The following is a 21,994-nucleotide window of genomic DNA, read 5'->3' on the forward strand; positions in this document are numbered from 1 at the left end:
GGGACTTAGCGTCCTCTCAGGTGTCTTCCACTGGCCAGGTAGGCATCAAAGTTACCGCCGCAGTGCCCAGCTTGGTATGAGCGGCCCGCTGAGACGGGGCGGACTCCCGCACAAAAGCTGTGCGGGAGTCCTTGCCGTTCGCAGGCTACTTCTTGACGTAGAGCTTCTGGAACGGTGTGAAGGGGAGCTCCTGGTAGCAGAAGTACGCGGTCCATTTGCCGTCCGCGATGCCCTCCGCGCCCGCTGCCCTGCAGGCCGTGGCCGTGCCGTGGAAGGACGGCTCGTGGACGTAGCCCGCGGGGGGTGTCCCGATGCCCGGGGCGGTGGCGGCGAACGCCTGGGGGGCCGACGCGGCGAGCGCGGTGGCGAAGACGGCGCCCTGCAGGAGCCGTCGTATCGAGCGGTTCATATCGGGGGTCGTTCCTTTCGTTGGTTTCGGACTACTTGCCGCTGCCCTGGTCCGGCTCCCACTCTGCGATGTCGCGGAGGGCCGCCAGGTGGCGGGTGAAGGCCTCGCGTCCCGTGGCCGTCAGAGAGAGCCGGGTGCGGGCCCGCTTGCCGACGAAGGACTTGTGGACCTTCACGTACTCGGCCTGCTCAAGGAGCGTGATCTGCTTGGAGAGGGCCGAGTCCGTGATCTCGATGGTGTCGCGGAGCGTTCGGAAATCGGCCTCGTCGACCGAGGCCAGCGCGGCGGCGATGGAGAACCGCACCGGTGCGTGGATCACTGCGTCGAGGGACTTGCGGGGATGCGTCACGGCCTGGTCCCGGGGGTGCGGGCCGCCTTGCGGTCGAGGACGCCGATCACGAAGAAGGGCAGGCCACAAAGGACGGCCGCGGGTACCCACCAGAGCGGCTCGCCGGAGAAGTACACCGTGCCGAGTGTGACGGCGAGTGAGTAGACGGCCGCGCCTGTCGTGGTCGTGAGTGCGTACAGGGTCCGGTAGTGGCGGGGCAGTACCGGCCGGGTCGCGGTGTAGATCACGAGGGCGAAGAAGGGAATGAGCAGGAGGATCGGGAGGGAGTGTGGGGTGGAAGGCTCGATCAGGAGTCCGTAGGCGGCTGTCATCAGCGTCATCGCCAGGCCCAGGAGGAACACCAGGGGGCCGGGCCGCCGGTTCTTTCCCTGCATCCGGGAGGCAATTGCGTCCGCGGAGGAGAGGGCCTCGCTCGCTTCCTTCTTGTCCATCTCTGCGCCTTTCGCTGGAGGGTTCGGTCGCAACCTGCACCTACGCGGCCTCGCCCTGGTCCCACTTGAAGGTGCGGACGGCGATGACGACTGCCACGGCGGTGGTGACGGTGACGACCAGGACGGACAGCCACACCGGGTGGGCCGGTTCGCCCTGTGACATCTGTGTGAGCATGAGGTCTGCGAAGAAGGACGTGGGCAGCAGACCCAGCGTGGTGCGGACGGCGTCGGGCATGAGTTCCAGCGGGAACGCCAGACCGCTCAGGAACAGCGCCGCCAACTGGACGAGCGTACCGACGTTGGTCGCGGCGTCCGGCGAGGACAGCCGGCCACCGATCAGGTACCCGATGCCCCCGAACATGGCGAGGCCGAGCAGGGCGATGCCGAAGAGCGCGGGGAGTCGGGCCGGTTCCACCTTGCCGAGGGCGACCGCCAGCGCGAGCAGGACCGCCGCCTGGACGGTGACCATGATGACCCTGGCGATCATGTGGGTGAAGACGAGGCGGGCCCGCCCTACAGGGGTGGTGCCCAGGAGCCGGAGGGTTCCCTTGGTACGCAGCCCGGCCAGCGGTCCGGCGGTGACGGTCAGGGCCGCACTGGTCACGGCGAGGAAGATCGCCATGGGGAAGACGAGTTGCAGGAAGTCCGGGGCACCGGAGTCCTTCGGCATGGCGAAGCCGAGGCCGAGGAAGATGGCCAGCATCCCGAAGGGGAAGAACAGCGCGAAGTAGAAGTACTTCCCGTCGCGTACGAGTTCGCGGGCGTGCATGAGGGCCAGCTCACGCGAGGAGGAGAACATCATGCCATCACCGCTTTCGGCTCCGTGGGCTGCGTGTCGCCGCCGGCTTCGTGGAAGGAGACACCCGTCAGGAGGCGGAAGACCGCTTCCAGGCCGGCCTCCTTGATCTGGATGTGCCGGGCTCCGAGCGGGCCGGCGAGCAGGCCGAATGCCGCGTCGGAGTCACTGGTCCGCAGGATGACCCGGGTGTCGCCGCCGGAGTCGTGGCTCTCGATACGGGACACCCCCGGCGTGGTGCGCAGAGGTGCGAGGTCGGTGCTGGCCGGGACGGTGAAGTGCACCTCGCGTTCGGGTGCGTGGGTGCTGATCAGGTCCTGCGGGGTGCCGCATGCGGCGAGCCGGCCCTTGTGGAGCACGGCGACGCGGTCGCAGAGCGTTTCGGCCTCCTCCATGGAGTGCGTCGACAGCAGTACGGTTCCGCCGACCCCGCGGTGCGCGCGGATCGCGTCCCACAGTTCCTGCCGCGCGTTGGGGTCCATGCCTGTCGATGGCTCGTCGAGCACGAGCAGTCGGGGGCGGGAGATCAGGGCCGTGCCGACGAGGAGGCGCTGGTGCTGTCCGCCGGAGAGCTTCGAGATCCGGACGTCGCGCGAGGCCGTCAGGCCCATTCTGTCGATGATGGCGTCGGGGGTTTCGGGGTCGGGGTATAGGGATGCCCAGACGCGCAGGAGTTCCGCCACCGTCTGCTGCTCGAACACGGCGGCGTGCTGCGGTTGGATCGCGACGTACTTACGGATCTCGTCCCGCTGCGCCACGGGGTCGTATCCGAGGACCCGGACGGTGCCGCTGGTGGGGCGGCGCAGGCCGACGAGGGTCTCGATCATAGTGGTCTTACCGGCTCCGTTCGGGCCGAGCAGACCGAAGATCTCGCCCTGCCGTACCGAGAGGTCGATGCGGGCCAGGGCAACGACGTCCCCATGAGGACCCGGGTACCGCCTGGTGACGTTCTCCAGCAGGATTACCGCGTCGTGGGACGGGCTTCGTTCAGCCATTCCGCATCTGCCTCTCATCGGATTCCACCGAGGTCTTGCCGTGCGTACCGCTGCCCCGCCAGCCTGGCATCCACTTTCCAATCTGGCAAGTGGATGTGCGGCGGGTAAGTGAATTGCTTGCATGGCTAGTTGGCGGATGCCAGGACGCCGAGGAGGCTCTCCTCGGCCGGAACGAAGCCCCAGCGGTTGAGGTCCATGTGCAGGTAGTGCAGGAGCAACCCCTCCCGCGCTACGGGGTTCTCGTCGGCGGCCGCCGCATCGAGGGTGCGCACGACGGTCCCGGCCTGCCGCTCCGCGCTCTCCCGGAGGGGGGCGTCGAGGCGCGCCGCAGCCTCGCCCGTGCCCTGCGCCGCGCGGGTGAGAAGGCCGCGCAGCTCCGCCTGGCCTGGCGCAGCCATCCGCAGTTGCCGGCCCCATTGGCGGCGGTGGGCGGTCCAGAATGCCGTCCGCGCCTGGGGGTCGGGGAGCGCCTCCCGTACGAGCGTGCTCATGTACGAGACGGCTAGGGCCGCCCGGTCGAAGAGCGGGGCCAGGGCGCCGATTTGCTGGTCGGCGTACCACCGGCAGGAGGCCGTGAAGAGCTCCTCCGCCCTGGCCACCCCGCGTGCCCCTCCGTACTTGGCGAGTTCCGGCGCGTATATGCAGCACCGGGCCTGTTTGACCATCGGCAGTCCCTGCGGCACGGAGCCCGGCACGAGACGGTCCGAGGAGGTGGGTCTGTCGAGCGTGTGCAGCAGCCCGACGAGTTCGGGCAGACGATCGTAAATGCGGTCGATCCCGTCGGCGGAGCACCGCAGGCGCAGCCGCAGGTGATGACCGCTCATGTCCCAGTAGCGAGTGAAGAACCAGGCGGATGCCGCCTCCTCGGACGCCCGCGCGGCCAGCCAGGGGATCAGTACCCGGGTCGCCTCGTCCATGGCGTCCGGGTGCCCCGGGTAGGCGCGGACGTACCACCAGTCCATCTCCGTGCCCGGGTCCGCCCGGTCGGTACGGTGCGGTGCGGTGATCATCGGTTCTCCTCGGGCCAGGCCAGCAGGGCTACGTGCTCCGTGACCCTGGTCCGGCCGAGGGCATCGCGCTGGGCATGCAGGGAACGCCCGGGAAGTGCCTCCACGAGCCGGAGGTGGCTGGTCTGGGGGCTCAGCCAGTGCTGCAGGACCCCGACGGACAGCGGAGAGGCCAGGGACACCCACATCGGTTTGCGGTCGGCGCTCATGCCGAGGGCGTTGCCCGCGCCGCCGAGCTGGTGCACGAAGACCTCCTCGGGAATGCCGTGCGTACGCCGGAAGGCGTCGAGCCGCACGGCGAGGGCGGTCTCGTCGTGCTCGCCGCCCTCCGGGCGGGGGATCGCGGAGGCCGGGACAATCCACGAGGCGCGGCGGGTGACGAGGCGGTTGCCGGGGCCGTCGGTGACGCGGGGCAGTTCCACGACGCCGTCGCCGCAGAGAGGGCTCAGCTCGTGGGCCTTGGTCATCGTGTAGTCGGAGTGGGGCGAGCCATTGACCCAGGGATCGGCGAGGATGGCCAGCAGCCGGACGTAGGACTGGAGCAGATGCTGGGGAATGAGTCCTAGGTAGGCCAGCCCGACGGGGTCGCCGTCGCGATCGAAGAGGGACAGCGTGTCGGTGTGGGAGTCGTGGGCGAGCACCGTGTCGTCCAGGGTGATCCCGTTCGCGTCCTCGACCTCGCCCGGCAGGACCAACGGTGGCAGGAGGCCGCCGCATTCGGACTGCACGGTGTTGCAGTCGGTCCATACGACCAGCTCGCGGCAGGGAACTCCGGGCCAGCAGCGTTCGATGTGCGCGGCGAGGCGTTCGCGGAATCCGTCGCCGAGGAGCCTGCCGAAGCGGCTGAACAGCCCTCCGGTGCCGGCCCCGTACTGGTTGACCACGAGACGGTAACGGCCCGCCTCGATGTCGGCATGGTTCGCCGCCTCCAGCTGGAAGAAGACTCCGGCGTTCGGCGGGGCGCTGGTCGGCCCGACCGGGAGCCAGGCGCGGTCCGCCGGGTCGCGTCGGCTGGCCATGTCGGCGAACAGGGCGCGTTCGAGCGGCGGATTGGCGTCCCGGTCGATGGTGAGGCGCATCAGGAAGCCGAGCGGGTCCCGGCAAACACCGCCGGCGCCGAACTCTGCGGTGAAGCTCTCCAGGAGGAAGTCGTAGAGGTGTGACCGGAAGATGTACGGACGCATCCGCTCGCCCAACGCCGTGAGGTCGGCCCGGATCTCGGGGACGTCCAGCGGGTCGGGGAGAGCCAGGTCCGTCTCCCGGTCCTCGTAGACCAGCCCGCTGGGTTTGCGTTCGCTTCGGTCGCTGTGCTCGTTCCAGCCGCCGGTGAGGTCCCGCAGCTCCGCGGCGGCGGCGATCCGCCCCTCGGTATCCTCCCGCCAGACGCCGTCGCCCAGGCTGTGGGCCCGTGCCAGGTCGTGGCGTCCGATCGGGGCGGTGGTGTCGCCCTCTGCCAGTAGTGCGGCAAGGACGGGGAACGGCGCCTCACCCCGGTCCCAGGGTGGGACGGGCTGCAGGACGCCGGTGTCGATCAGGCGGACGAACCGGGCGAAGGGCCGGGCCCCGCCGACGGTGGCGAGGAGTTCGGTGTACGTGGCACCGGAGCGCAGGCCGGCCTGCGCGGGCAGGGCGTAGTCGGCCTCGACCGCCCGGTCGTGGCGCCACACGACGCCCTCGGTTATGACCACCTCGCTGTGCAGCAGCAGGCCCTTAGGTTCGGTGGCGGTGCCGGGGCGCACGGGCGCGACGCGGTAGCGCAGCAAGCCTGCCGTCGAGGGGTCACGCGCCAGCCGACGCAGCGCCAGGTAGGCCATGGTCGCGGAGGTGCGGCTGCGCCCGCGGCCCTGTCCTTCCGCTCCGGCCTCGCCGACGGTGGTCAGTCCGGAGAAGGGGCTCGTCTTGACGGCGGCACGGGCGGCGTACGAGTACAGCGTCTTCAGCTTCTTCGCCGAGCGGGCCTTGTGGCCGCGATGGCGGATCCAGTCGGGTGCGGCAATCGCCAGGGACGCGGCGAAGCCGCACTCCCCCGTGCCGTCGTCGATGTCCCCGCCCCGTTCGAGGGTGTGGTGCAGGGCTTCGACGGACAGCTCCCGGTCCTCGGCGAGCTGGATGGTCAACTGCTCGAGCAGTGCTTGCCGTTCGCCGACGAGGCGCACCCAGTCGGCCAGGAGGAGGGCCGCGTCGGGCGGAAGGCGCTCGGCGAGGCGGCTCTGTACGTCTTCGTCCCAGGACAGCGGGTCCAGACGGTTCACCGACCGCTTGGCGGCCAGGACTCTGCGGCGCAGCGGTACGTCGTCGTCAAGGTGGGGGACGAGCGCGAACAGGGCGTCGGTGAGTCCGGGCGCCAGGGAGCTCAGGCGTCTTGCGGCGGCGGCGTGTTCGGCCAGCAGCTTGCGCGTGGCCGGGGCGACCAGGTCGAGTGCGTCGGCGGGCAGACCCGCCACCCGGGTCAGCATGACCGGGGATATGACGAAGGAGGTCATCGGCCCACCGCCGAGAGGGCGAGGTCGACGGTGACCGGGACGGCGTGGAACATGGTGTAGGCCAGGAGGCAGACATAGGCCACGGAGAACAGTCCGTACGCCATGTGGCCGCGCCGGGCCCCCTTGCTGAGATTGGCGAGATGCGGGGGGAGTTCCTCGCGCCGGGCGGTGTGGCGCAGCAGCGCGAACGCTCGCCCCCGGGCGTTGGTGAGTCCGGTCGCCGCTTCGAGGGCCGTGTAGCCGTCGCTGGGCATGAGCGGATTGAGATTGATGATCAGCATCAGGAGCTGCATCCCCAGCAGCAGCGCGGCCGTGTCCCTGAGCAGTCCGGTGGAGTTCAGGGCGACCACGCCCGACAGAGCGCAGAACCAGCCGTCGCTGATGATGCCGGCCATGGCCAGGACGACCCGGCCGCCGCGTCCCCGGAAGCGGTAGGCGTCGGTGCGGTCCACGTAGGCGACCGGCATGAAGTAGAACAGCAGCGCGACTCCCAGTCCGCGGACCGGCGTTCCGAGCATCTGGGCGACCAGGGCGTGGGAGGTCTCGTGCATCAGTACGTACAGCAGCATCACGCCTGTGGCGATCAGGAACGCGGGGCCCGCCAGGTCTTGGGCGGGCGGCATCGCCGTGAAGAGGGTGTGCAGGCCGAACGTGTACCCGGCGAGCGCGCCCAGTGCCGCGATCAGCACCAGTAGGGTCGCCGGTACGGCGCGCAGTACGGCGGCTACGGGTTCGAGCACGCGGGGCAGGGAGCGGGTCAGGATGATCCGCGGCATCAGCATGGAGGTGCGCACACGGCCGCCGCCCTGGGCCTTGTCGGGCAGCTCGGAGCCTTCGAGGAGCCCGCTCCGGTCCAGGGCGGCCAGGAAGGTGTCGATCTGCCGGGAGAGGGCCGCGGCGCGCTCCTGGTCGGCGCGTGAGAGGAAGGCGACGAGGTCGTCGCGGGTGCGGGTGCCGTCCAGATAGGTGAGCACCACTTCGCCGGCGCGGGTGATGCGGTGGTAGTTGCCGGTGACCGGATCGAAGATCAGCGGGATGTCGTCCATCCCGCGGATGACCTCCAGCTCGTCTCGGAGCTTCGGTGGCGAACTGATCACTGTCTACCTCTCCTGTACTCCTGGACGCCCGGGGCCGACGGGCCGCGACCCGTTGACCCCGGGCCCTGCGTTGCAGGATGCTGCGAAATGAGGAAGCCGCCTTCCAGCGGCGCCGGTGACGACGCCGCTGGAAGGGAGGAGCCGAGCCCGGCGGGCAGGTGCTGAAACGGTGTCAGCCAGTGAGGCACCGCCTGCCGGGACCGGTCACCCGTACGACGATGCCGTGGTGGCGCTGCTGGCCGAGCTGACCGGACACGACGCGCACGCGGCGGACGTCGCGCTGGAGAAGGAGCCCAGGGCGTTGCCCTGCGGCAGCTCCTCGACGAAGAGCTCCTCGTCCATCGCGTAGAGGTCGATGAGCTTGTCCGTGCTGTGCTGCTCGTTCTTCATGGGGTGTCACCTCTTCTCTGGTTCTTTGGTTCTCGGGTTGCGGCTTCGGACGGCCGACGGGAACGGTTCAGCCGACGCAGGAGGCCGTGGTGGCGCTGCTGGCCGAGCTGGCGGGGCAGGAGAAGGAGCTCGCCGAGGTGGCGCTGGAGAAGGAGCCCAGGGCGTTGCCCTGCGGCAGCTCCTCGACGAAGAGCTCCTCGTCCATCGCGTAGAGGTCGATGAGCTTGTCCGTGCTGTGCTCGTTCACAGGGGATGTCCCTTCTGAGAATGGCGCGACCGCAGGAGAGCGGTCAGCCGAACGTCGACGCGCTGCCGACGCTGGAGGCCGAGGTTGCCGGGCAGGACGCGGACGACGCCGATGCGGCGGAGAACCAGCAGCCGAGCGCGTTGCCCTGCGGCAGCTCCTCGACCGACAGCTCGCCGTCCAGGGCGTACAGGTCGAATCCGTCCTCGTTGATGTCCACTGATCGTTTTCCCTTCGGAGGGGCTCTCTGTGGGACGTGCGTGGAGGGGAGGCGCCGGTGGCACCTCCGGGCCGGTCAGGTGTAGCTGGAGAAGGAGGTGAAGGAGGAGGCGGTGGTCGCCGGGCAGGAGGCGGAGCTGGCCGATCCCGCGGTGGAGACCGACGCGAGCGCATTGCCGTCGGCCAGCGTCTCCATCTCGAGGGAGTCCTCGAGGATGTCGTCGAGGACGTAGAGTTCCAGTTCGGACATGGTGTCTTTCCCTTTCTCCGGGGTGAGGCGGGCTCAGTTCAGCCCGTGCAGTTGGCGGTCATGATGCTTCCGGCGCTGCTGACCGGGCAGCTGGCCGTGGTCGCGCTGGAGGCGGTGCTGAAGGTGCCCAGCGCCACGCCCTCGGGAATCTGCTCGATGGACAGGGCGTCGTCGCCCAGGTCGACGCTGTGGAGGTCGAGCTCCCACGTGGTGGCGTCGTTCATCGGATCACTTCCTTCTCTTCATGTCGGTTCTCGGATCACCGGTGGCTGGTGGGCCCCGGGGGTATGGAGGGCGGCGCGAGCACGCCGCCGAGGGCCAGGGCGAAGAGCTGGTGCCGACTGGCGCCGTCGCTGCGCAGCGGCAGCCGTACGGAGGCCGGGATGAACCCGGCGAAGACGGTGCCGACGAGTCCGACAGCCACGGCGTCGAGCCACATCGTGTAGGCGGCCGCCGCGGCGCGGGTCATGAGGGTCCGGTAGCCGTGGGCGCCGTCGAGCTGGCTCGCCAGGTCGAGGTCCGCGGCGAGGGAGATGATGGCGGCGGAGTCGCAGAACTCCCGCTGGATCGTGAGGTCGTAGAGGGCCTCGCCGTCCGGCAGCGGGGCGACGGGGACGTAGGACCGCTCCTTCGTGCCGCTGCCCGTCCCGAGGCCCGTGTCGAGACCGTACATGCCGGGTTCCAGGCCACTGAGCCGGAAGGCGACGACGTTGATCTGTAGCGGTACCCGCTCCGCCTGCTGCGGCCAGGACGCGAGATCCGTCTCGATGCCCCGGGCGGCCACGTCGGCGATGAGTGAGGCGTCGACGGGCTGCGGTCCGAAGAACCGTATGGAGCGGCGCTTCTCCAACACGGTGAGCAGGGAAGACCTGTCCCGTTGCCGGCCGGTGAAGCGGATGGGCGGTCCGAGGGGTACGGGCGGCTGGGCCACCGGCCGTTCGAAGGACGACCCGGAAGCGGTGCCTGCGGCCGCTGCTGCGGGGGTCCGGAAGGCGGTGAGGAGCTCCGCCGCGAGGTCGTGCGGGCTGCTCATGCGGTGCCTCCCAGATCGATGACGGCCGTGACCGGTTCCATGTCGGGGTTGATCCCGAGGGTCGCCGCGATGGCTTCGTCGTCCCAGCGGGGGCGCAGGGCGAAGCCGATGCCGAGGGTGTGGGCCGCCTCCCGGGCAGTGGCCTGGGCACAGCCGCTGTCGAGCAGGACGATCCGCAGGGCGAAGGCGGAGTACTTGCGGGCGACCTTGGGGAAGTCGCCGGTCAGAACGATGCTGAACGGCTGGTCGCCCGGCAGGGCGTCGGCGCGGGAGGACAGCCGGGCGAGGCGGTGCCCGGAGGTGACGTAGCCATAGACGCCAGGAGTGATGCCCGGGACGTCGCGGACGACGGCGTAAGCGGTCACCGAGCCGATGTTGCCGCCGCTCGCCGTCCAGCGGGCCACCTTATCGGGGTTGTCTGCTCTGATCCCCGCCGTGACGGAGAGCAGCAGCGACAGCGTGTCCGGCCCGGGACGTGCAGCGTCCCGGGGCGGGTCCGAGCGGTCGAGCCGGGCGTGGTCGGGCGGCGGGAGCTCGACGGCCGGGGCGACCGGCCAGGTCCGGGAGACGCGCTGCAGAGCCAGGTTGGAGGGCTTGTAGTGCATCTGATGGGCCTTGAGGTCGGCGAACTCCTTCGGCGGCATGGCCACGGACGCCTCGAAGCGGGTGGCTGGCGCGGCGCGTTCCACGACCGGCCCCTCGGCTGCGGAACAGCGCGGACAGCCGGGTCGGGTCGCGGAGGCGGTGTCACGCTGGCCGAGGGTCTCCAGGTCCACCAGACGCCAGCGCATCGGCAGTGGCGTGGGGGTGGTCCGGGAGACCGCGGCGAACACATCGCGGGCGAACATGGCTGCGGCGAGTTCGTGGTCGCCGACGCCGGCCGTACGGTCGTCCTCCTCGTCGTCGGCGGTCAGGCAGTCCAAACACGGCGTCGTACGGGGGTCAACCAGCGGGCCTAGGGCCGCACAGCGGCCGCGCACGCGCAGGCGCAGCAGCGGGATGCCCTTGTCCCAGCAGTGCTCGGCGAGGACGTCTCGGCCGGCGCCGGCACTGGTGTCGGCCCGGACCGCCAGGGTCGTCCCCTCGGAGGGAGTGTCGCCGATCCCCAGGGTGACCCTCATGGAGCCGGTGAGCTCGTCCCGCAGGAGCGCGGCGAGGGCCGGGTCGCCGAAGACCTCGATCTCGGCCGTGCGCAGGCGGGTCGCGGCCTCCTCCCAGCAGGGGTTCACCTCGGTGGCGCTGCCAACCCGGGACAGGTAGTCGGCGAGTTGGTCGTCAACGTCCGGGACCGCTTCGCCTGCGGTGCCCAGCGGTGGGCCCTCTTCGACGACGCCACAGGTCCACAGCAGGGAGAGTGCCTTGAACACGACCTCTTCGGGCAGTCCCAGCTCCGCCGCGAGCCGGTCGTGCGTGCGCTTGCCGTCGAGCAGGGCGAGCAGCCCGGGCAGCATCTCGGTCGCGGACCGGCCGCGGAAGAGTTGCTTCTTAGGCGGCCCGGTCACCACCACCTGATCGGCCTCGATGCCGACCGCGAGGCCCCGGCGTAGTCGCGGCCGCCGGGGGATGCGCAGCTGCGGGTCGAACCGGGCGGCGGAGCCCACGGTTTCGGCCGTCATCATGGATCGGTCGCTCACGCTGTCCGCCCTTCGGTGATGGAGGTCAGCCGGCGCCACAGCTCCTCGCCGTCGGCGGCGGTGCGGCAGCGCTCGCAGCGGTCCACCGCGATGACGGAGGCCTTGCTGGTGGCGCCGGTGATCTGGTCGAACTTCCGGACGGTGCCGCCGATCGCCTGCGCGTCACCCGGTGTGCCCAGTGCCTCCTCGATGGCCTGCCGGGCGAACGCGGCGGCGATGCCGACGTGGTGGACCGGATAGCCGGTCGGGTAGCGGTCACCCGTATCGGCGGTGCCGTGCTCGGGCCGCCGGTGCTGGTGGCGGCGGCGTACGTAGCACTGGTGGCAGGCCGTGCGGCCGGGGACCACCACGGGGCCGCACAGCACCTCGGTGGCGGTGGTGTGCACCCCGAACCAGGGGGTGCCCCAGGCGAAGGCCGCCCGGTCCGTCGCCTCGTCGATACGGGGCCGTTCGTGGGAGGTGGCCAGCACGATGAGGTCGGCGCGGGGCCACAGACTCGGATGGGTGCCCTCGTCGATCTCCATCAGGGTGATGTCGTGTCCGTGCTCCCGGGGGGCGTGCCGCAGGCGTCGTGCGACGTCCTTGCCGAAGGCCCCCGAGGCGAGTACGAGCAGGTGACGATTCATGACCCACCTCATGCGAAGGGCTGCGGATCGGGATTGATGCCGTCTAGGTCATGCACGGGGTGTCCCATGGTGCGCGGGGCCTCGTACAGGCGTGGATGGGCGAGGTAGCGGGCCCGGTGGGCGAAGGAGAGCGGCATCAGTTGCGGCACCATGACCCGTACTGCGGTCGCACCTACCTGGCGGGCCTCGTCGGTCGTGATGTCGACGACCACGACCTCGCAGCCGGCCCGGGACAACCGCTCCAGCAGCCACGGCAGCTCTTCCCCTCCCTTCGCGGGGCGCGGTAGGTCGGCGAAAGCCCGCACGGGGCGCTCGCCCTCCAGGAGGAAGTCGAAGCGGTGACGCTGGTTGGGCTTTCCGGCGAGGAGTGCGCCGCCGATCACACTGACGATGTCCTGTGGGTCGTCCGGGTTCGTGTGTCGGCCTGCGTGGGAGCGGAGTGCGATGCGCAGGGAGGCGGCCTCGCGGTGCAGTTTGGCGATGGCCTTGCCGGGGTCGGTGTCGCAGGTGGCGACGACGAGTTGGGCGAGATCGGGGTCGTGGTCGGCGAGCTGCACCCCGTAGATGACCGGGATGCCGAGGTCGGTGGTGGCGTCGAAGAGCAGGGTGCGGATGTTCTCGTTAGCCGCCCGTTCGACGAACGCCCGGTGTTCCGGGGCCAGGTCGTCGAGGTCGAACTCCAGCCGGGGCAGCCGCAGGCGCTGGAGCCAGGTCAGGGCGATGGAGTCCCGTTCGACGACTTCCATCAGGCCGTTGGCTATCGCGGCCAGCGGGTCGGAGTGGGTGGCGCAGCCCGTGGAGACGGGGTGGACGTAGCGTTCGGCGGCCGATTCCGGTGAGCACTTCAGATAGACCTGGACGGCAGGGACATACACCTTCCGGCCGCGGGCGAGGGACCACCCCTTGACCCAGCGCAGCGGCATCCGCCGGTCTGTGGGGACCAGACCGCAGCGGGGGTCCGCCAGTTCGGCCGGTGCGAGGTTCGGCCACTCCCAGGGCGGGATAGCGTCCTCGCCGAGTTCCTCGGCGGTCGCCCAAATCATGTCCTGCGGCGACCAGGCGCACGAAGAGTACCGCTCTAGGGATTCAGCGGCCGCGAGGTGCGCCGCCGTGTCGCGGTCCAGCGCTCCGCCGGCCCCGTCGAAGTTGCCGGACGAGGCGTCGTGCGTCCACTCCGACTGCGCCGCGAGAACCGCGCCCGGGTCACCCAGGGATCCGGAGAAGACCGCGAAGTCAGGCTCGCCCTCGGTGACGGGCAGCCAGGTGAGCCTCGACACGAGCCCGTACGGCGACACCAGCCTGCCGATCCGGCGCAGCGACTCGGGTACCGCGGCACCTTGTGGTGTCGCCTGGAGCGTCCTCATTCCCCATCCTCCTGGGTCGCCTGTAATCCAACTGAGCCGCAGCCGATATCTCGTCCCATTCGCATTCGCTGAAGCCGCAAATTGATTCCCTCGTTCCTGGCACGTGCAAGTCCGCTTCGCACTATGAGGCCGACGCATTGTCAGACATGTTGTCTCTTTTGGTCACTAGCGGGAGAGTAGAAGACATGTTTGACTCCGGTGGGCGACGTGCGCGGCTCGAGTTCACGATCTGCTGCGAACGGCCCCAGCTTCTACACGTGGTGGACAGGTCGGGACGCTGTTCGCCAAGACAAAGAATCTTGAAACGGGGATGAACAGATTGGACAAGGCGCACGAGGAGGACTTCGAACGACACGTCGTGGGCGCCCGATCAGCACTCAGACGCAACGCCTTCGTACTGGTGGGGGACTGGTTCGACGCCGATGATCTCGTCCAGCAGACGCTGATCGCCGTGTACCGTTCCTGGGCGGGGCTGGACCATCAACACGCGCTCTCCGCCTACACCCGCACCGTGATGGTTCGGCTCTTCATCGACGAACGACGCAAGCACCGCTGGACCCGCGAGTTGCTGCGGGACTCGTTACCCGAGCCCGAGCCGGCACCCGAGGAGTTGACTCGGATCGGGGACAGGCTGGTTCTACTCAAGGCACTGTCCACCCTGACCCCCCGGCAGCGCGGCCTCGTCTACCTGCGCTACTGGGAGGATCTCGGGATCGAAGAGGTCGCGCAGATCATGGACTGCTCCTCCGCCACGGTTCGCAGCTCGACCTCCCGGACGCTGCGGATCCTGCGCGAGCGACTCGGCGAGCTGGAGGCCCGCCGACACGAGCGCTGACCACGGACATGCCGAGAGATGGGGGGATCTGACTGCCCGGTAGCAGGGAAGATGTCCCGGCCCGCAGGGAGTGGACGCGAGTGTCCACTCCGCATCCGGCGCCGGGCACTTCTCCGGTGCGTGGTAAGCAAACCCGACGCGGACCGGCTCCCCGCCACGGGGCCGGTCCGCCGAGGACGGGTCCCTTGCCAAGGGTGCGGCGGCCCGGCACTCTGGGGAGCGGATGTACGCCGGTAGGCCAATCTATTCTGCCCTCTATTACCATAGGGTTGAGCCATGAGTGAGAACATGCGAGATCAGGCACCGGAATACGAGCGAGACGTGTCCGAGACACTCCGCGAAACCCTGCACACGCTCCTCGGCTCGGCGTCAGCTCCGCCCCCTGCTTTGAACGACGAAGAACTCATCGCGAAAATCCGCGCATCCGCCGAGAACTCCCCGCCAGAAAAAGACTTCGAGTAGCGGGTATCGCCGAACGGATATCGCCGTCTGCGACTCCCTGTGGTCAGCTCCTCATGGTGACCAGGGCGACTGCCGTCATCGCCGATTGCATCTCCCGGATCGCCTTGCTGACGCTCGCACCGACCCATTGCCCCTCGGATATCTCCCGCATCCGCGGCATGACCTCTCGCGGCGGCAGGTCGGGAAAGGTCAGGCGGTACAGCTTGGCACCGTGCAGCAGTGCGACGAGGCCGGCCGTGCGGTCGTCGGGCTCGGCATGCCGCAGGACCACTCCCTCGAGCCGCGCGCGCAGTTCCCTCTCGACTGTGCCGTCCACCTCGGGAAACCGCCGCACCGGGAACACGCCCATCACCTTGCGCTCTTCCTCGGCGACCAAGCCGCGCTCCGCGAGGGATGCGACGGTGGCGTCCAAAGCCTTGCGGTTGTCCTTGGTCAGCCACGCCGTCACTTTCGCCGGTCGGCTCCGCCCCGCCGCCGCCCAGGTACCGATCATCCCGAGCCGGCCATCGAGCAGTCCGACCCCCGTCGGGGCCGTGTCGACCACGATGATCCGGCCGCGATCCACGGACACCCGACCGGCCAGCACCAGATCGAGGACGATCCCGCCCGCGACCGCCCACTGGCAGGCCTGCCGCTCCCGCACCGCCCCGGACGCGTCGTCCAACGACAGGAGCATGATCTCCTCGGCCAGTGTCACGGTCACGCCGGTCCCCCAGTCGCTCGCTACACCTTGTGAGACGTACGGGGCGGGGAATCAGTTCCCGTTCCGCCGGGTGGCAGGCGTACTTAGAGGGAGTTTCGCCTGGTTTTGTCCTAGATATCAGCGTTTTATGGCAAGTGGCTGATGAGGTGGGAGGAGGGGATGGTCTTGCTGCGGCCGAAGTGGCCACCGCGAGCAGCGCGCCGAGTTCCTCAAGCCCGCCCAAGAGGCCCACGTGGAGGACTTCGGTGGGGCTGCAGGACAGGTCCAGCTCCGGCAGTTGCTCGTCCGGGCCGGGAATAGGATCGTCCGCACTGCCCCAGTCGGGGCCGGAGGCCCGGCCCACTCCCAGAGCAGTCGGCCGTTGACCGTGACGGCGCTCCGTCCTGACCGCTCTCAAGCTGGTCGGCCAGCCCTGCCAGATACCCACCCAGCGAGTCGGCCCGCCCGAAGTGGGTGCCGCTCTCGTCGAAGAACCGTCCGATCGCGCCGTAGGAATCCTGCCCACGGCCGCAGTCGATCGTGAGACCGTCGGCCGTTGCCCCGTAGGAACCGAACTTCAGGTAGGCGTCGAGTAGGCACCTCAACGCTTGACAACGGTCATTGGGAATCAGTCTTATCTGGGCGTAGGCGGGGCTGGTGTCGTCCTTCGGCTAGAGGTCGATCCGGATGTCCTGTACGTCGGTGAACTCGACCTTCAGGCCGTGGGCGCGGCGGCCGCCGTCGCGGAAGTACACCTGGCCCAGGGCCTCGGCGGCGATCTTCAGGAGGTCCTGCTCGCTGGCGCCGTTCTCCCTGGCGGTGAACAGCGCCTCGGCGTACTGCGGGGGCAGCGCCTGGGAGGGCAGGGCGCGCAGGCGGGCCTCGTCGGTGGTGTTGTCGTCGGCGGTGTAGCCGAAGCGGGCCGTGGTGGTCAGGATCAGGCCGTCCGTGGAGGCGGCCTTCTTCTTGGCCTTGGCCCTCAGCTGCGGCTGCCACCGCTTCTTGACCTCGCGCTCTATGCGAGCGGCCAGGTCGTGGCGGGGATGCTTCAGCTGCCCCTTGACGTACCGTTCCACGGTCCGCTGTGCACCCCGAGCGCGGCGGCGGCCGCCTTGGTCCCCTTGAGCTGCTTGACCAGGTACTTCATTTGCGCCTGGGCGCTCTTGGGGGCGGGGCGGGTGAACACCTTCTCCAGGGCGCGGTCCAGGCTGTCCCCGAGCGAGCCGGTCATCTTCTACTCCCCGTCGTCGTCGGCCGCGCGGCCGCCGTTCTTGTGTAGGGTCTCGCCGCCGATGACATGTCGATCTTCTGTGACCTGCTGGTTCTCTGTTGTCTCACCGCGATGTCACCCAAGATCAGTCTCAGATCGATGCCATTTCCTCGGCGGAACGATGAGTCTGCGGCTGAGCCACCGAGCACGAGGACTACATGCGAGCTCAGATCGCGCACCGATGAGTTTCCCGCGCCGCGCCGGTCTGTACGCGTGAGACCGACTCACGGAAGGCTGGCGCCATGCGGAAACTGATCTACGGCATGAACCTGACCCTGGACGGCTACATCGCCGCGCCCGGCGACGACATCGGCTGGAGCGTGCCGAGCGACGAGCTGTTCCAGTTTTGGTCCGACCAGTTGCAGGCGACCGACCTGTCGCTGTACGGGCGCAAGCTGTGGCAGACGATGAGCTCCTACTGGCCGACCGGCGACCAGCAGCCCAACGCCACCCCGGCGGAGATCGAGTTCGCGCGCCGCTGGCGGGACATGTCGAAGGTGGTGTTCTCCTCGACGATCGACAAGGTCGACTGGAACACCCGCCTGGTCACCGGCGACGCGGTCGCCGAGATCACCCGGCTCAAGGCCGAGGACGGCGGCCCGATGGACATCGGCGGCGCGACGCTCGGCGGGGCGGCCATGCGGGCCGGGCTGATTGACGAGTACGTGCTGGCCACCGCGCCGGTCCTGGTGGGCGGCGGCACGCCGTTCTTCACCGCGCTGGACAGCTGGGTGAACCTGAACCTGGTGGAGACGCGGACGCTTCCCTGCGGCGTGATCCTGACCAGGTACGAGACGAGGCGCTGAGCGCCCGTCACGCGACTCGACCGCCTGCCGGGTCCACGCGAACGTGACCGCCACCACTGGGGTGGACAGCCGGCAGTGCGGCTTCACATCCACCACTACCGGACCCTGCTCAGTGGTCAAGATGTAATCCGGGATGTGCTTGCGGGCCTGCCCCTCCACAACGGCCTTCAGCAGGAAAGGCTGGGCCACGATGCCGCGTACGGACGGATCGAAGTCGCGGAATGTCCGCTACGGACAAGCCGACTGCAGAAGGTCGACAGGTGCCGTACCCCAGTCCCGGACCTCCACAAGAGCACCACGCTGCTGACGGATACTCACCGTCGCCGTGACACTGTTCATCGCGTACCCCCGCCCCACGGGCAACGACCCGTACAGCCAAGGGTGTCAGCCAGGCACTGACGGGCGGAGCGGGCCGGAACCCCGCCACCCGAAAGGGTGAGAACCCCGACCAGCTGTCCTGTCGCAGTGCATCTGGCGGATGAGGGGGTTACTGACCTGCTGGGGTGCCAGGCGGCTTGAGAACGCCGAGGCTCGCAGTTCTCAGTGGTCGTTAAGTCCGACTTCTCTTCGTTCGTGATCGCTCGATCGTGGGACTGGTCGCTGTCGGGGCCGTCTGATGGGCATGTCCATGTTGAGATGCGGGGCGTGATGAGAGAGCCGTATCTCAGCGATTTGTCGGATGGGCAGTGGGCGTTGATCGAGCCGATGATCACGGCCTGGAAGCAGAGCCGGGTGGCGCGGTCGGCGACCGGGGATCCCGGGTCCTGCGACCTGAGAGAGGTCGTGAACGCGATCTTCTATCAGAACCGGACGGGCTGTCAGTGGCGCATGTTACCGCACGACCTGCCCGCCTGGTCGGCGGTGTTCTACTACTTCACGCTGTGGCGCCAGGACGGCCTTGACCAGCGAATACAGGAACTCCTGCGCTGCCAGGTGCGGGAGAGAGCCAAGCGATTAGAGGACCCGTCCCTCGTGGTCATCGACACCCAGTCCGTCCGCGCGGCGGCCGGGGTCCCCAAGACCACGACGGGACTGGACGCGAACAAGAAGACACCGGGCCGCAAGCGCGGACTCGTGGTCGACGTCCTGGGGCTGATCATCGGCGTCGTCGTCGTGGCCGCCTCAGCGCACGACAACGCCGCCGGCACCGCCCTGCTCGACCAGGCCGCCGAGCGGTGCGGGATGCGCCTGGAGAAAGCGCTGGTCGACCAGGGCTTCAAGGAAGCGGTCATCGTTCACGGCGCCCTGCTCGGCATCACCGTCGAGACCGTGGTCCGCAACCCCGAGGACAAGGCCAAAGGGTTCGTCCCGCAACCGAAGCGGTGGGTGGTCGAGCAGGTCAACGGCACCCTGATGCTCCACCGCCGTCTGGCGCGTGAGTACGACCACCGGCCCGACACCGCCGCCTCGCGCGTCTACTGGGCGGCCACCGCGAACATGACCCGCCGCCTCACCACCCCTTCCCCGGCCTGGCGCGACGAGATCGCGGCGGCCGCATGAACATCACCGAACTCCTGGTCGACCTTCACATCCAGGAGAACGAGGCCACGGCCCGGGCGGACGAACTACGGCACCGGATCGCGCACTTCACCGCCGCCCTCACCGAGACCGAAGCCCGCCTCGCGGACCTCGCCACGACCCGCAAGATCATCACCGAACTCGCACCTACCGGGACCGAACCCGATCCGCCCGAGTCGAGCACCGCCTACCAGACCATCGTCGACGCCTTCAACCAGCACCCCAACCAGGCGTTCCGAGCCCGCGAGCTGCACGAACTCCTCGACATGCCCACCGACGAAGCATCCGTCAACATCACACGCAGCCGCCTCGGACGACTCACCCGCCAAGGCTTCCTCACCCAACCCGGACGAGGCCGCTACCAGAAACGGACTTAACGCCCACTGAAAACCCCTTGCTCGCCGGTCCGCCTGCTTGGTGGGATGCAGGGGCTTCGAGGGCGGGAGGGGACAGCTTGGCGGTGTTCGTGTGTGCAGGCTGCGGTGCGGTCCTGACGGCGGCGGTGTCGGAGGTGGCGTTGCCGATCCACCCGGCCGACACCCACTGGGAAAGACTGCACCCGCCAGTGCTGGAGGCCGGGTCCTACGCCGTCGACCCTGCGCCGTACGGGCCGCCGTGGCGGCAGTGGGACGAGGTTGGGGCGCGCGAGGCGGCGAAGCGGGGGCGCTTCGCGCCGTTTGGTGCGGTGTCCAACGGACCGTCGGACACCGTCCTCCTCGCGCCCGGCGATATGCGCGGCACCAAGCTGATCCTCGAGCGGGCCGGGGGCTACTGCATGGGGATCGATGGGAGAGACGGGCCGAACCTTGCCTGCCTGGGCTGCGATCTGCCGGTTGGAACGAGGATGGACGACTGCGGGTGCTGGCAGGTCGTCCGGCTCGTCCCGCAGGCTGTAATGCGGCTGCCCGGCCCGCCGGAGCGGTCGATCATGGATTGGGCGGAGCTGCTGGCCACCGGCGCGCTGTGGCACCGGCTGAGCGAGTACCGGGACATCCCGGCGGGCGTGGCCCTCGCCCAGGTGGTGGTGGCCGCCAGGGGCGCGCCGGTCGAAGTGGCGCCCGGGCCGGTCGCGGAGCTCCTCGGCCAGTCACTCGGCGCGCTGCTGCCCGCCGGGGAAGGTGCCAAGCGGCTGGACCTGGCGGGACCGGGGTTCGGCGAGCCAGCCACTGACCTGGTGCTGGTGCCGGTCCATCCGCAGACCGGAGACATGTGGCAGCCGCGTGCCAGGGCGGTGCCGGTACCTATGGATGCCGCGCTCTGGGCCGAGCTCGCCTTCCCGCCACACCGGACCCGACTGCCGGTGGTCGGCGGGCTTCCAGCAGGCGTGGAGCGGGACGACCCGTTGCCGCCGCACCCGTGGTACCCGTTCCAGCCGTCCAGGGAGGCGTTCCGGTACACGCTCGCGCGGATGCCCGCCGTCAGGGAACCGTGGCTGCGGGCAATCTACGACCGAGGGTGCTGACCCGTCAGGAGTAGTCATCCACGACCACGTCCTCACGCCCCTGGGCATCCGCGAGATCACCGCCCACCCACCGGCGGAGCGCTGCCTGCACCCCACGGGACTCTTCGGACGCAGACGGACCCAGTGGACCCTGGATGGGCCATCCTCCCCTCCGGCGGCCTCTGGGCCACCCTCCGCGTCACCGCCGACCTGCTCAAGGGCCTGCTCGTCGACCGGACACTCGGGGATCCCGCACCCACCTGGCAGACCACCGGCCTCGTCACCTGACACAACGGCGCGACCGGGACCTCGTCCGCCTTCGCCGACCGCTCTGGACCGGCGGCTTGTCGGCATTCGCCTTCGCCTCCTGGTGTATGACGCGCTCGATCGCGCTGTACGGCCGATGAGCTTTCCCAGGCCCGGGTCGGATGGTCGGATCAGCGCAGGCCGGTGAAGAGATCGTTCTCGGGTACGGCCGCGCCGGTGGCGTCCTGGACACGTACGAAGGTCTCCATGCCCATCAACTCGCCGAACCGCTCCTTGCCCATCTTGAGGAAGAAGATGTTCTCGCCCTGACTGGCGTGCGCGGCCAGTGCGTCGAACTTCTGACCACTAAGTGCGGTGGTGTCCACCCAGGTGGTGATCTCATCGTCGGGGAGGCCGATCTCGGCCAGCGCGGCGGCTTCGACGGGATCCGGCTCCGGCATGTCCTCCTGGAACTCGCGCATGATCTTGCCGAACCGCTCCATCATCGAGCGGGGCATCGTCGTCCAGTACACCTTCGGTGTCAGCCCGGTCATCTCCAGCGCCGCCATCGTGATGCGGTGGGCCTGGATGTGGTCGGGGTGGCCGTAGAAGCCGTTCTCGTCATAGGTGACGACCACATCGGGCTGGTAATGCCGCATGAGTTCCGCGAGTCGGGCGGCGCCCTCCTCCACGGGGGTCTGCCAGAAGGATCCAGGGGCGTCGTTGCTCGGCCAGCCCATCATCCCGGAGTCGGCATAGTCCAGCGTCTCCAGATCGCTGACTTTCAGGACCTCACAGCTCGCCTCAAGCTCTTGACGGCGCATCAAGGCGACGGCCGCCGGATCGTGCCCGGGATCGCCCGGCTTGACACCCCCCGGTCCGTCACCGCAACCGCCGTCGGTACACGTCACGAGAACCGTGCGGATGCCCTCCGCCGCGTATCGCGCGAGGACCCCTCCGGTTCCGGTGGCCTCGTCGTCGGGGTGGGCATGCACTGCCATGAGCGTCAAGGGCCGGTCAGTCATGAAAAGTCCTCCTGCAGAAATACGTCTTGGTCCGAGTGCGCGGCGGGCGTTCCGTGATCCGGGGCCCGGATCCTGTCGGGTCGGATGACCTTGTTCCCACCCGTGCGACGCCGGTCCCTCAGTCGATGCAACAGTGCCGGCCGGACCGGCTGTTCCCGGCGCGGCCGCTTGGCTCCACCCGGCCCGGCGCCGCGACCTGTTGGTGCGCGGCGAGCGCGCGGCGGTAGCCCGCGCACGCCGTCTCCCGCGTCTTCACCGGGCCCGTGGGGGTGTCGGCCCCGGCTGGCGGGACGACGTCGCCCGGATCGGGCGCGGGCACGGTGCCGGGCAGCAGGATCCGCAGGGAACGCACGACCGTACGGCCCCGCCGCAGCGTTGGCGG

27 protein-coding genes and 1 pseudogene are annotated in these 21,994 nt (G+C 69.3%); 7 read left to right on the top strand and 21 right to left on the bottom strand.

All coding sequences use genetic code 11. From position 1 onward, the window contains the following. Positions 1-145 precede the first annotated feature (145 nt). The 17 genes from J7I97_RS03495 to J7I97_RS03575 all read right to left on the bottom strand — a co-directional run bounded on the left by J7I97_RS03495 (position 146) and on the right by J7I97_RS03575 (position 13,327). Complete coding sequence (locus J7I97_RS03495) at positions 146-409, bottom strand: hypothetical protein (protein WP_214930880.1); 264 nt, start codon at positions 407-409, stop codon at positions 146-148. Between the two features lie 31 nt (positions 410-440). Then, positions 441-758 carry a transcriptional regulator gene (locus J7I97_RS03500; protein WP_214930881.1) on the bottom strand — a complete coding sequence of 106 codons (318 nt, stop codon included), beginning with the start codon at positions 756-758 and terminating at the stop codon, positions 441-443. Continuing rightward, entirely contained in the window at positions 755-1,189 is a 435-nt protein-coding gene (locus J7I97_RS03505; RefSeq protein ID WP_214930882.1) for a hypothetical protein, read from the bottom strand. The genes J7I97_RS03500 and J7I97_RS03505 overlap by 4 nt, the downstream gene beginning before the upstream one ends. 40 nt (positions 1,190-1,229) lie before the next feature. Then, positions 1,230-1,991, bottom strand: a complete 762-nt coding sequence (locus J7I97_RS03510; RefSeq protein ID WP_214930883.1) for an ABC transporter permease — start codon at positions 1,989-1,991, stop codon at positions 1,230-1,232. Next, positions 1,988-2,980 carry an ABC transporter ATP-binding protein gene (locus J7I97_RS03515; RefSeq protein ID WP_214930884.1) on the bottom strand — a complete coding sequence of 331 codons (993 nt, stop codon included), beginning with the start codon at positions 2,978-2,980 and terminating at the stop codon, positions 1,988-1,990. The genes J7I97_RS03510 and J7I97_RS03515 overlap by 4 nt, the downstream gene beginning before the upstream one ends. Before the next feature lie 125 nt (positions 2,981-3,105). After that, a complete protein-coding gene (locus J7I97_RS03520; RefSeq protein WP_214930885.1) occupies positions 3,106-3,990 on the bottom strand; it encodes a thiopeptide-type bacteriocin biosynthesis protein in 885 nt (294 codons plus the stop codon). Then, the gene (locus tag J7I97_RS03525) at positions 3,987-6,470 is read right to left on the bottom strand and encodes a lantibiotic dehydratase family protein (protein ID WP_214930886.1); all 2,484 of its coding nucleotides are present in this window, start codon (positions 6,468-6,470) and stop codon (positions 3,987-3,989) included. Before J7I97_RS03525 ends, J7I97_RS03520 begins: the two co-directional genes overlap by 4 nt. Beyond that, positions 6,467-7,567 (bottom strand): PqqD family protein, encoded by a 1,101-nt coding sequence (locus J7I97_RS03530; protein WP_214930887.1) that lies wholly within the window; start codon positions 7,565-7,567, stop codon positions 6,467-6,469. Before J7I97_RS03530 ends, J7I97_RS03525 begins: the two co-directional genes overlap by 4 nt. Positions 7,568-7,771: 204 nt before the next feature. Then, a complete protein-coding gene (locus J7I97_RS03535; RefSeq protein WP_214930888.1) occupies positions 7,772-7,957 on the bottom strand; it encodes a thiocillin family RiPP in 186 nt (61 codons plus the stop codon). Positions 7,958-8,024: 67 nt separating this feature from the next. Next, positions 8,025-8,204, bottom strand: a complete 180-nt coding sequence (locus J7I97_RS03540) for a thiocillin family RiPP (RefSeq protein WP_214930889.1) — start codon at positions 8,202-8,204, stop codon at positions 8,025-8,027. A gap of 43 nt (positions 8,205-8,247) precedes the next feature. Then, complete coding sequence (locus tag J7I97_RS03545; RefSeq protein ID WP_214930890.1) at positions 8,248-8,421, bottom strand: thiocillin family RiPP; 174 nt, start codon at positions 8,419-8,421, stop codon at positions 8,248-8,250. A gap of 75 nt (positions 8,422-8,496) precedes the next feature. Beyond that, positions 8,497-8,670, bottom strand: coding sequence for a thiocillin family RiPP (locus J7I97_RS03550; protein ID WP_214930891.1), 174 nt, complete (start codon positions 8,668-8,670; stop codon positions 8,497-8,499). 38 nt (positions 8,671-8,708) lie between these two features. Next, positions 8,709-8,894, bottom strand: coding sequence for a thiocillin family RiPP (locus tag J7I97_RS03555; RefSeq protein ID WP_214930892.1), 186 nt, complete (start codon positions 8,892-8,894; stop codon positions 8,709-8,711). Between the two features lie 35 nt (positions 8,895-8,929). Further along, positions 8,930-9,703, bottom strand: a complete 774-nt coding sequence (locus J7I97_RS03560; protein WP_214930893.1) for a nitroreductase family protein — start codon at positions 9,701-9,703, stop codon at positions 8,930-8,932. Then, positions 9,700-11,337 carry a tpaE gene (locus J7I97_RS03565; RefSeq protein WP_214930894.1) on the bottom strand — a complete coding sequence of 546 codons (1,638 nt, stop codon included), beginning with the start codon at positions 11,335-11,337 and terminating at the stop codon, positions 9,700-9,702. The genes J7I97_RS03560 and J7I97_RS03565 overlap by 4 nt, the downstream gene beginning before the upstream one ends. Beyond that, positions 11,334-11,963, bottom strand: coding sequence for a TOMM precursor leader peptide-binding protein (locus J7I97_RS03570; protein WP_214930895.1), 630 nt, complete (start codon positions 11,961-11,963; stop codon positions 11,334-11,336). Before J7I97_RS03570 ends, J7I97_RS03565 begins: the two co-directional genes overlap by 4 nt. Before the next feature lie 8 nt (positions 11,964-11,971). Continuing rightward, complete coding sequence (locus J7I97_RS03575) at positions 11,972-13,327, bottom strand: YcaO-like family protein (protein ID WP_214930896.1); 1,356 nt, start codon at positions 13,325-13,327, stop codon at positions 11,972-11,974. A 310-nt stretch (positions 13,328-13,637) separates the two neighbouring features. Here J7I97_RS03575 and J7I97_RS03580 point away from each other — a divergent pair, with 310 nt between their 5' ends. Together J7I97_RS03580 and J7I97_RS03585 are read left to right on the top strand one after the other, a co-directional pair. Next, positions 13,638-14,162 carry a SigE family RNA polymerase sigma factor gene (locus tag J7I97_RS03580; RefSeq protein WP_214930897.1) on the top strand — a complete coding sequence of 175 codons (525 nt, stop codon included), beginning with the start codon at positions 13,638-13,640 and terminating at the stop codon, positions 14,160-14,162. 276 nt (positions 14,163-14,438) lie between these two features. Continuing rightward, the gene (locus J7I97_RS03585; RefSeq protein WP_214930898.1) at positions 14,439-14,624 is read left to right on the top strand and encodes a hypothetical protein; all 186 of its coding nucleotides are present in this window, start codon (positions 14,439-14,441) and stop codon (positions 14,622-14,624) included. Positions 14,625-14,667: 43 nt separating this feature from the next. Here the strand turns inward: J7I97_RS03585 and J7I97_RS03590 are convergent, their stop codons facing one another. Next, entirely contained in the window at positions 14,668-15,327 is a 660-nt protein-coding gene (locus J7I97_RS03590) for a GPP34 family phosphoprotein (protein ID WP_214930899.1), read from the bottom strand. A 650-nt stretch (positions 15,328-15,977) separates the two neighbouring features. Further along, positions 15,978-16,537 (bottom strand): annotated as a pseudogene (locus J7I97_RS03595) (XRE family transcriptional regulator). Positions 16,538-16,818: 281 nt separating this feature from the next. Between J7I97_RS03595 and J7I97_RS03600 the strand changes: the two are divergent. The 5 genes from J7I97_RS03600 to J7I97_RS03620 all read left to right on the top strand — a co-directional run bounded on the left by J7I97_RS03600 (position 16,819) and on the right by J7I97_RS03620 (position 20,629). Next, positions 16,819-17,382 carry a dihydrofolate reductase family protein gene (locus tag J7I97_RS03600; protein ID WP_214930900.1) on the top strand — a complete coding sequence of 188 codons (564 nt, stop codon included), beginning with the start codon at positions 16,819-16,821 and terminating at the stop codon, positions 17,380-17,382. Positions 17,383-18,027: 645 nt separating this feature from the next. After that, on the top strand, positions 18,028-18,882 hold the full coding sequence (locus tag J7I97_RS03605) for an IS5 family transposase (protein WP_308378339.1): 855 nt from the start codon (positions 18,028-18,030) through the stop codon (positions 18,880-18,882). Next, on the top strand, positions 18,879-19,277 hold the full coding sequence (locus tag J7I97_RS03610; RefSeq protein WP_214930902.1) for a hypothetical protein: 399 nt from the start codon (positions 18,879-18,881) through the stop codon (positions 19,275-19,277). The genes J7I97_RS03605 and J7I97_RS03610 overlap by 4 nt, the downstream gene beginning before the upstream one ends. A gap of 77 nt (positions 19,278-19,354) precedes the next feature. Beyond that, positions 19,355-20,362, top strand: a complete 1,008-nt coding sequence (locus J7I97_RS03615; RefSeq protein WP_214930903.1) for a hypothetical protein — start codon at positions 19,355-19,357, stop codon at positions 20,360-20,362. 123 nt (positions 20,363-20,485) lie between these two features. Next, positions 20,486-20,629 carry a hypothetical protein gene (locus tag J7I97_RS03620; protein ID WP_214930904.1) on the top strand — a complete coding sequence of 48 codons (144 nt, stop codon included), beginning with the start codon at positions 20,486-20,488 and terminating at the stop codon, positions 20,627-20,629. Positions 20,630-20,778: 149 nt separating this feature from the next. Here J7I97_RS03620 and J7I97_RS03625 read toward each other — a convergent pair whose 3' ends face one another. Together J7I97_RS03625 and J7I97_RS38090 are read right to left on the bottom strand one after the other, a co-directional pair. Continuing rightward, entirely contained in the window at positions 20,779-21,612 is an 834-nt protein-coding gene (locus J7I97_RS03625) for a PIG-L family deacetylase (protein ID WP_214930905.1), read from the bottom strand. Between the two features lie 118 nt (positions 21,613-21,730). Beyond that, on the bottom strand, positions 21,731-21,964 hold the full coding sequence (locus J7I97_RS38090) for a hypothetical protein (protein ID WP_251058463.1): 234 nt from the start codon (positions 21,962-21,964) through the stop codon (positions 21,731-21,733). Positions 21,965-21,994 lie beyond the last annotated feature (30 nt).

The sequence above is a fragment of the Streptomyces sp. ISL-87 genome (genome assembly GCF_018614095.1).
GTDB lineage: Bacteria > Actinomycetota > Actinomycetes > Streptomycetales > Streptomycetaceae > Streptomyces.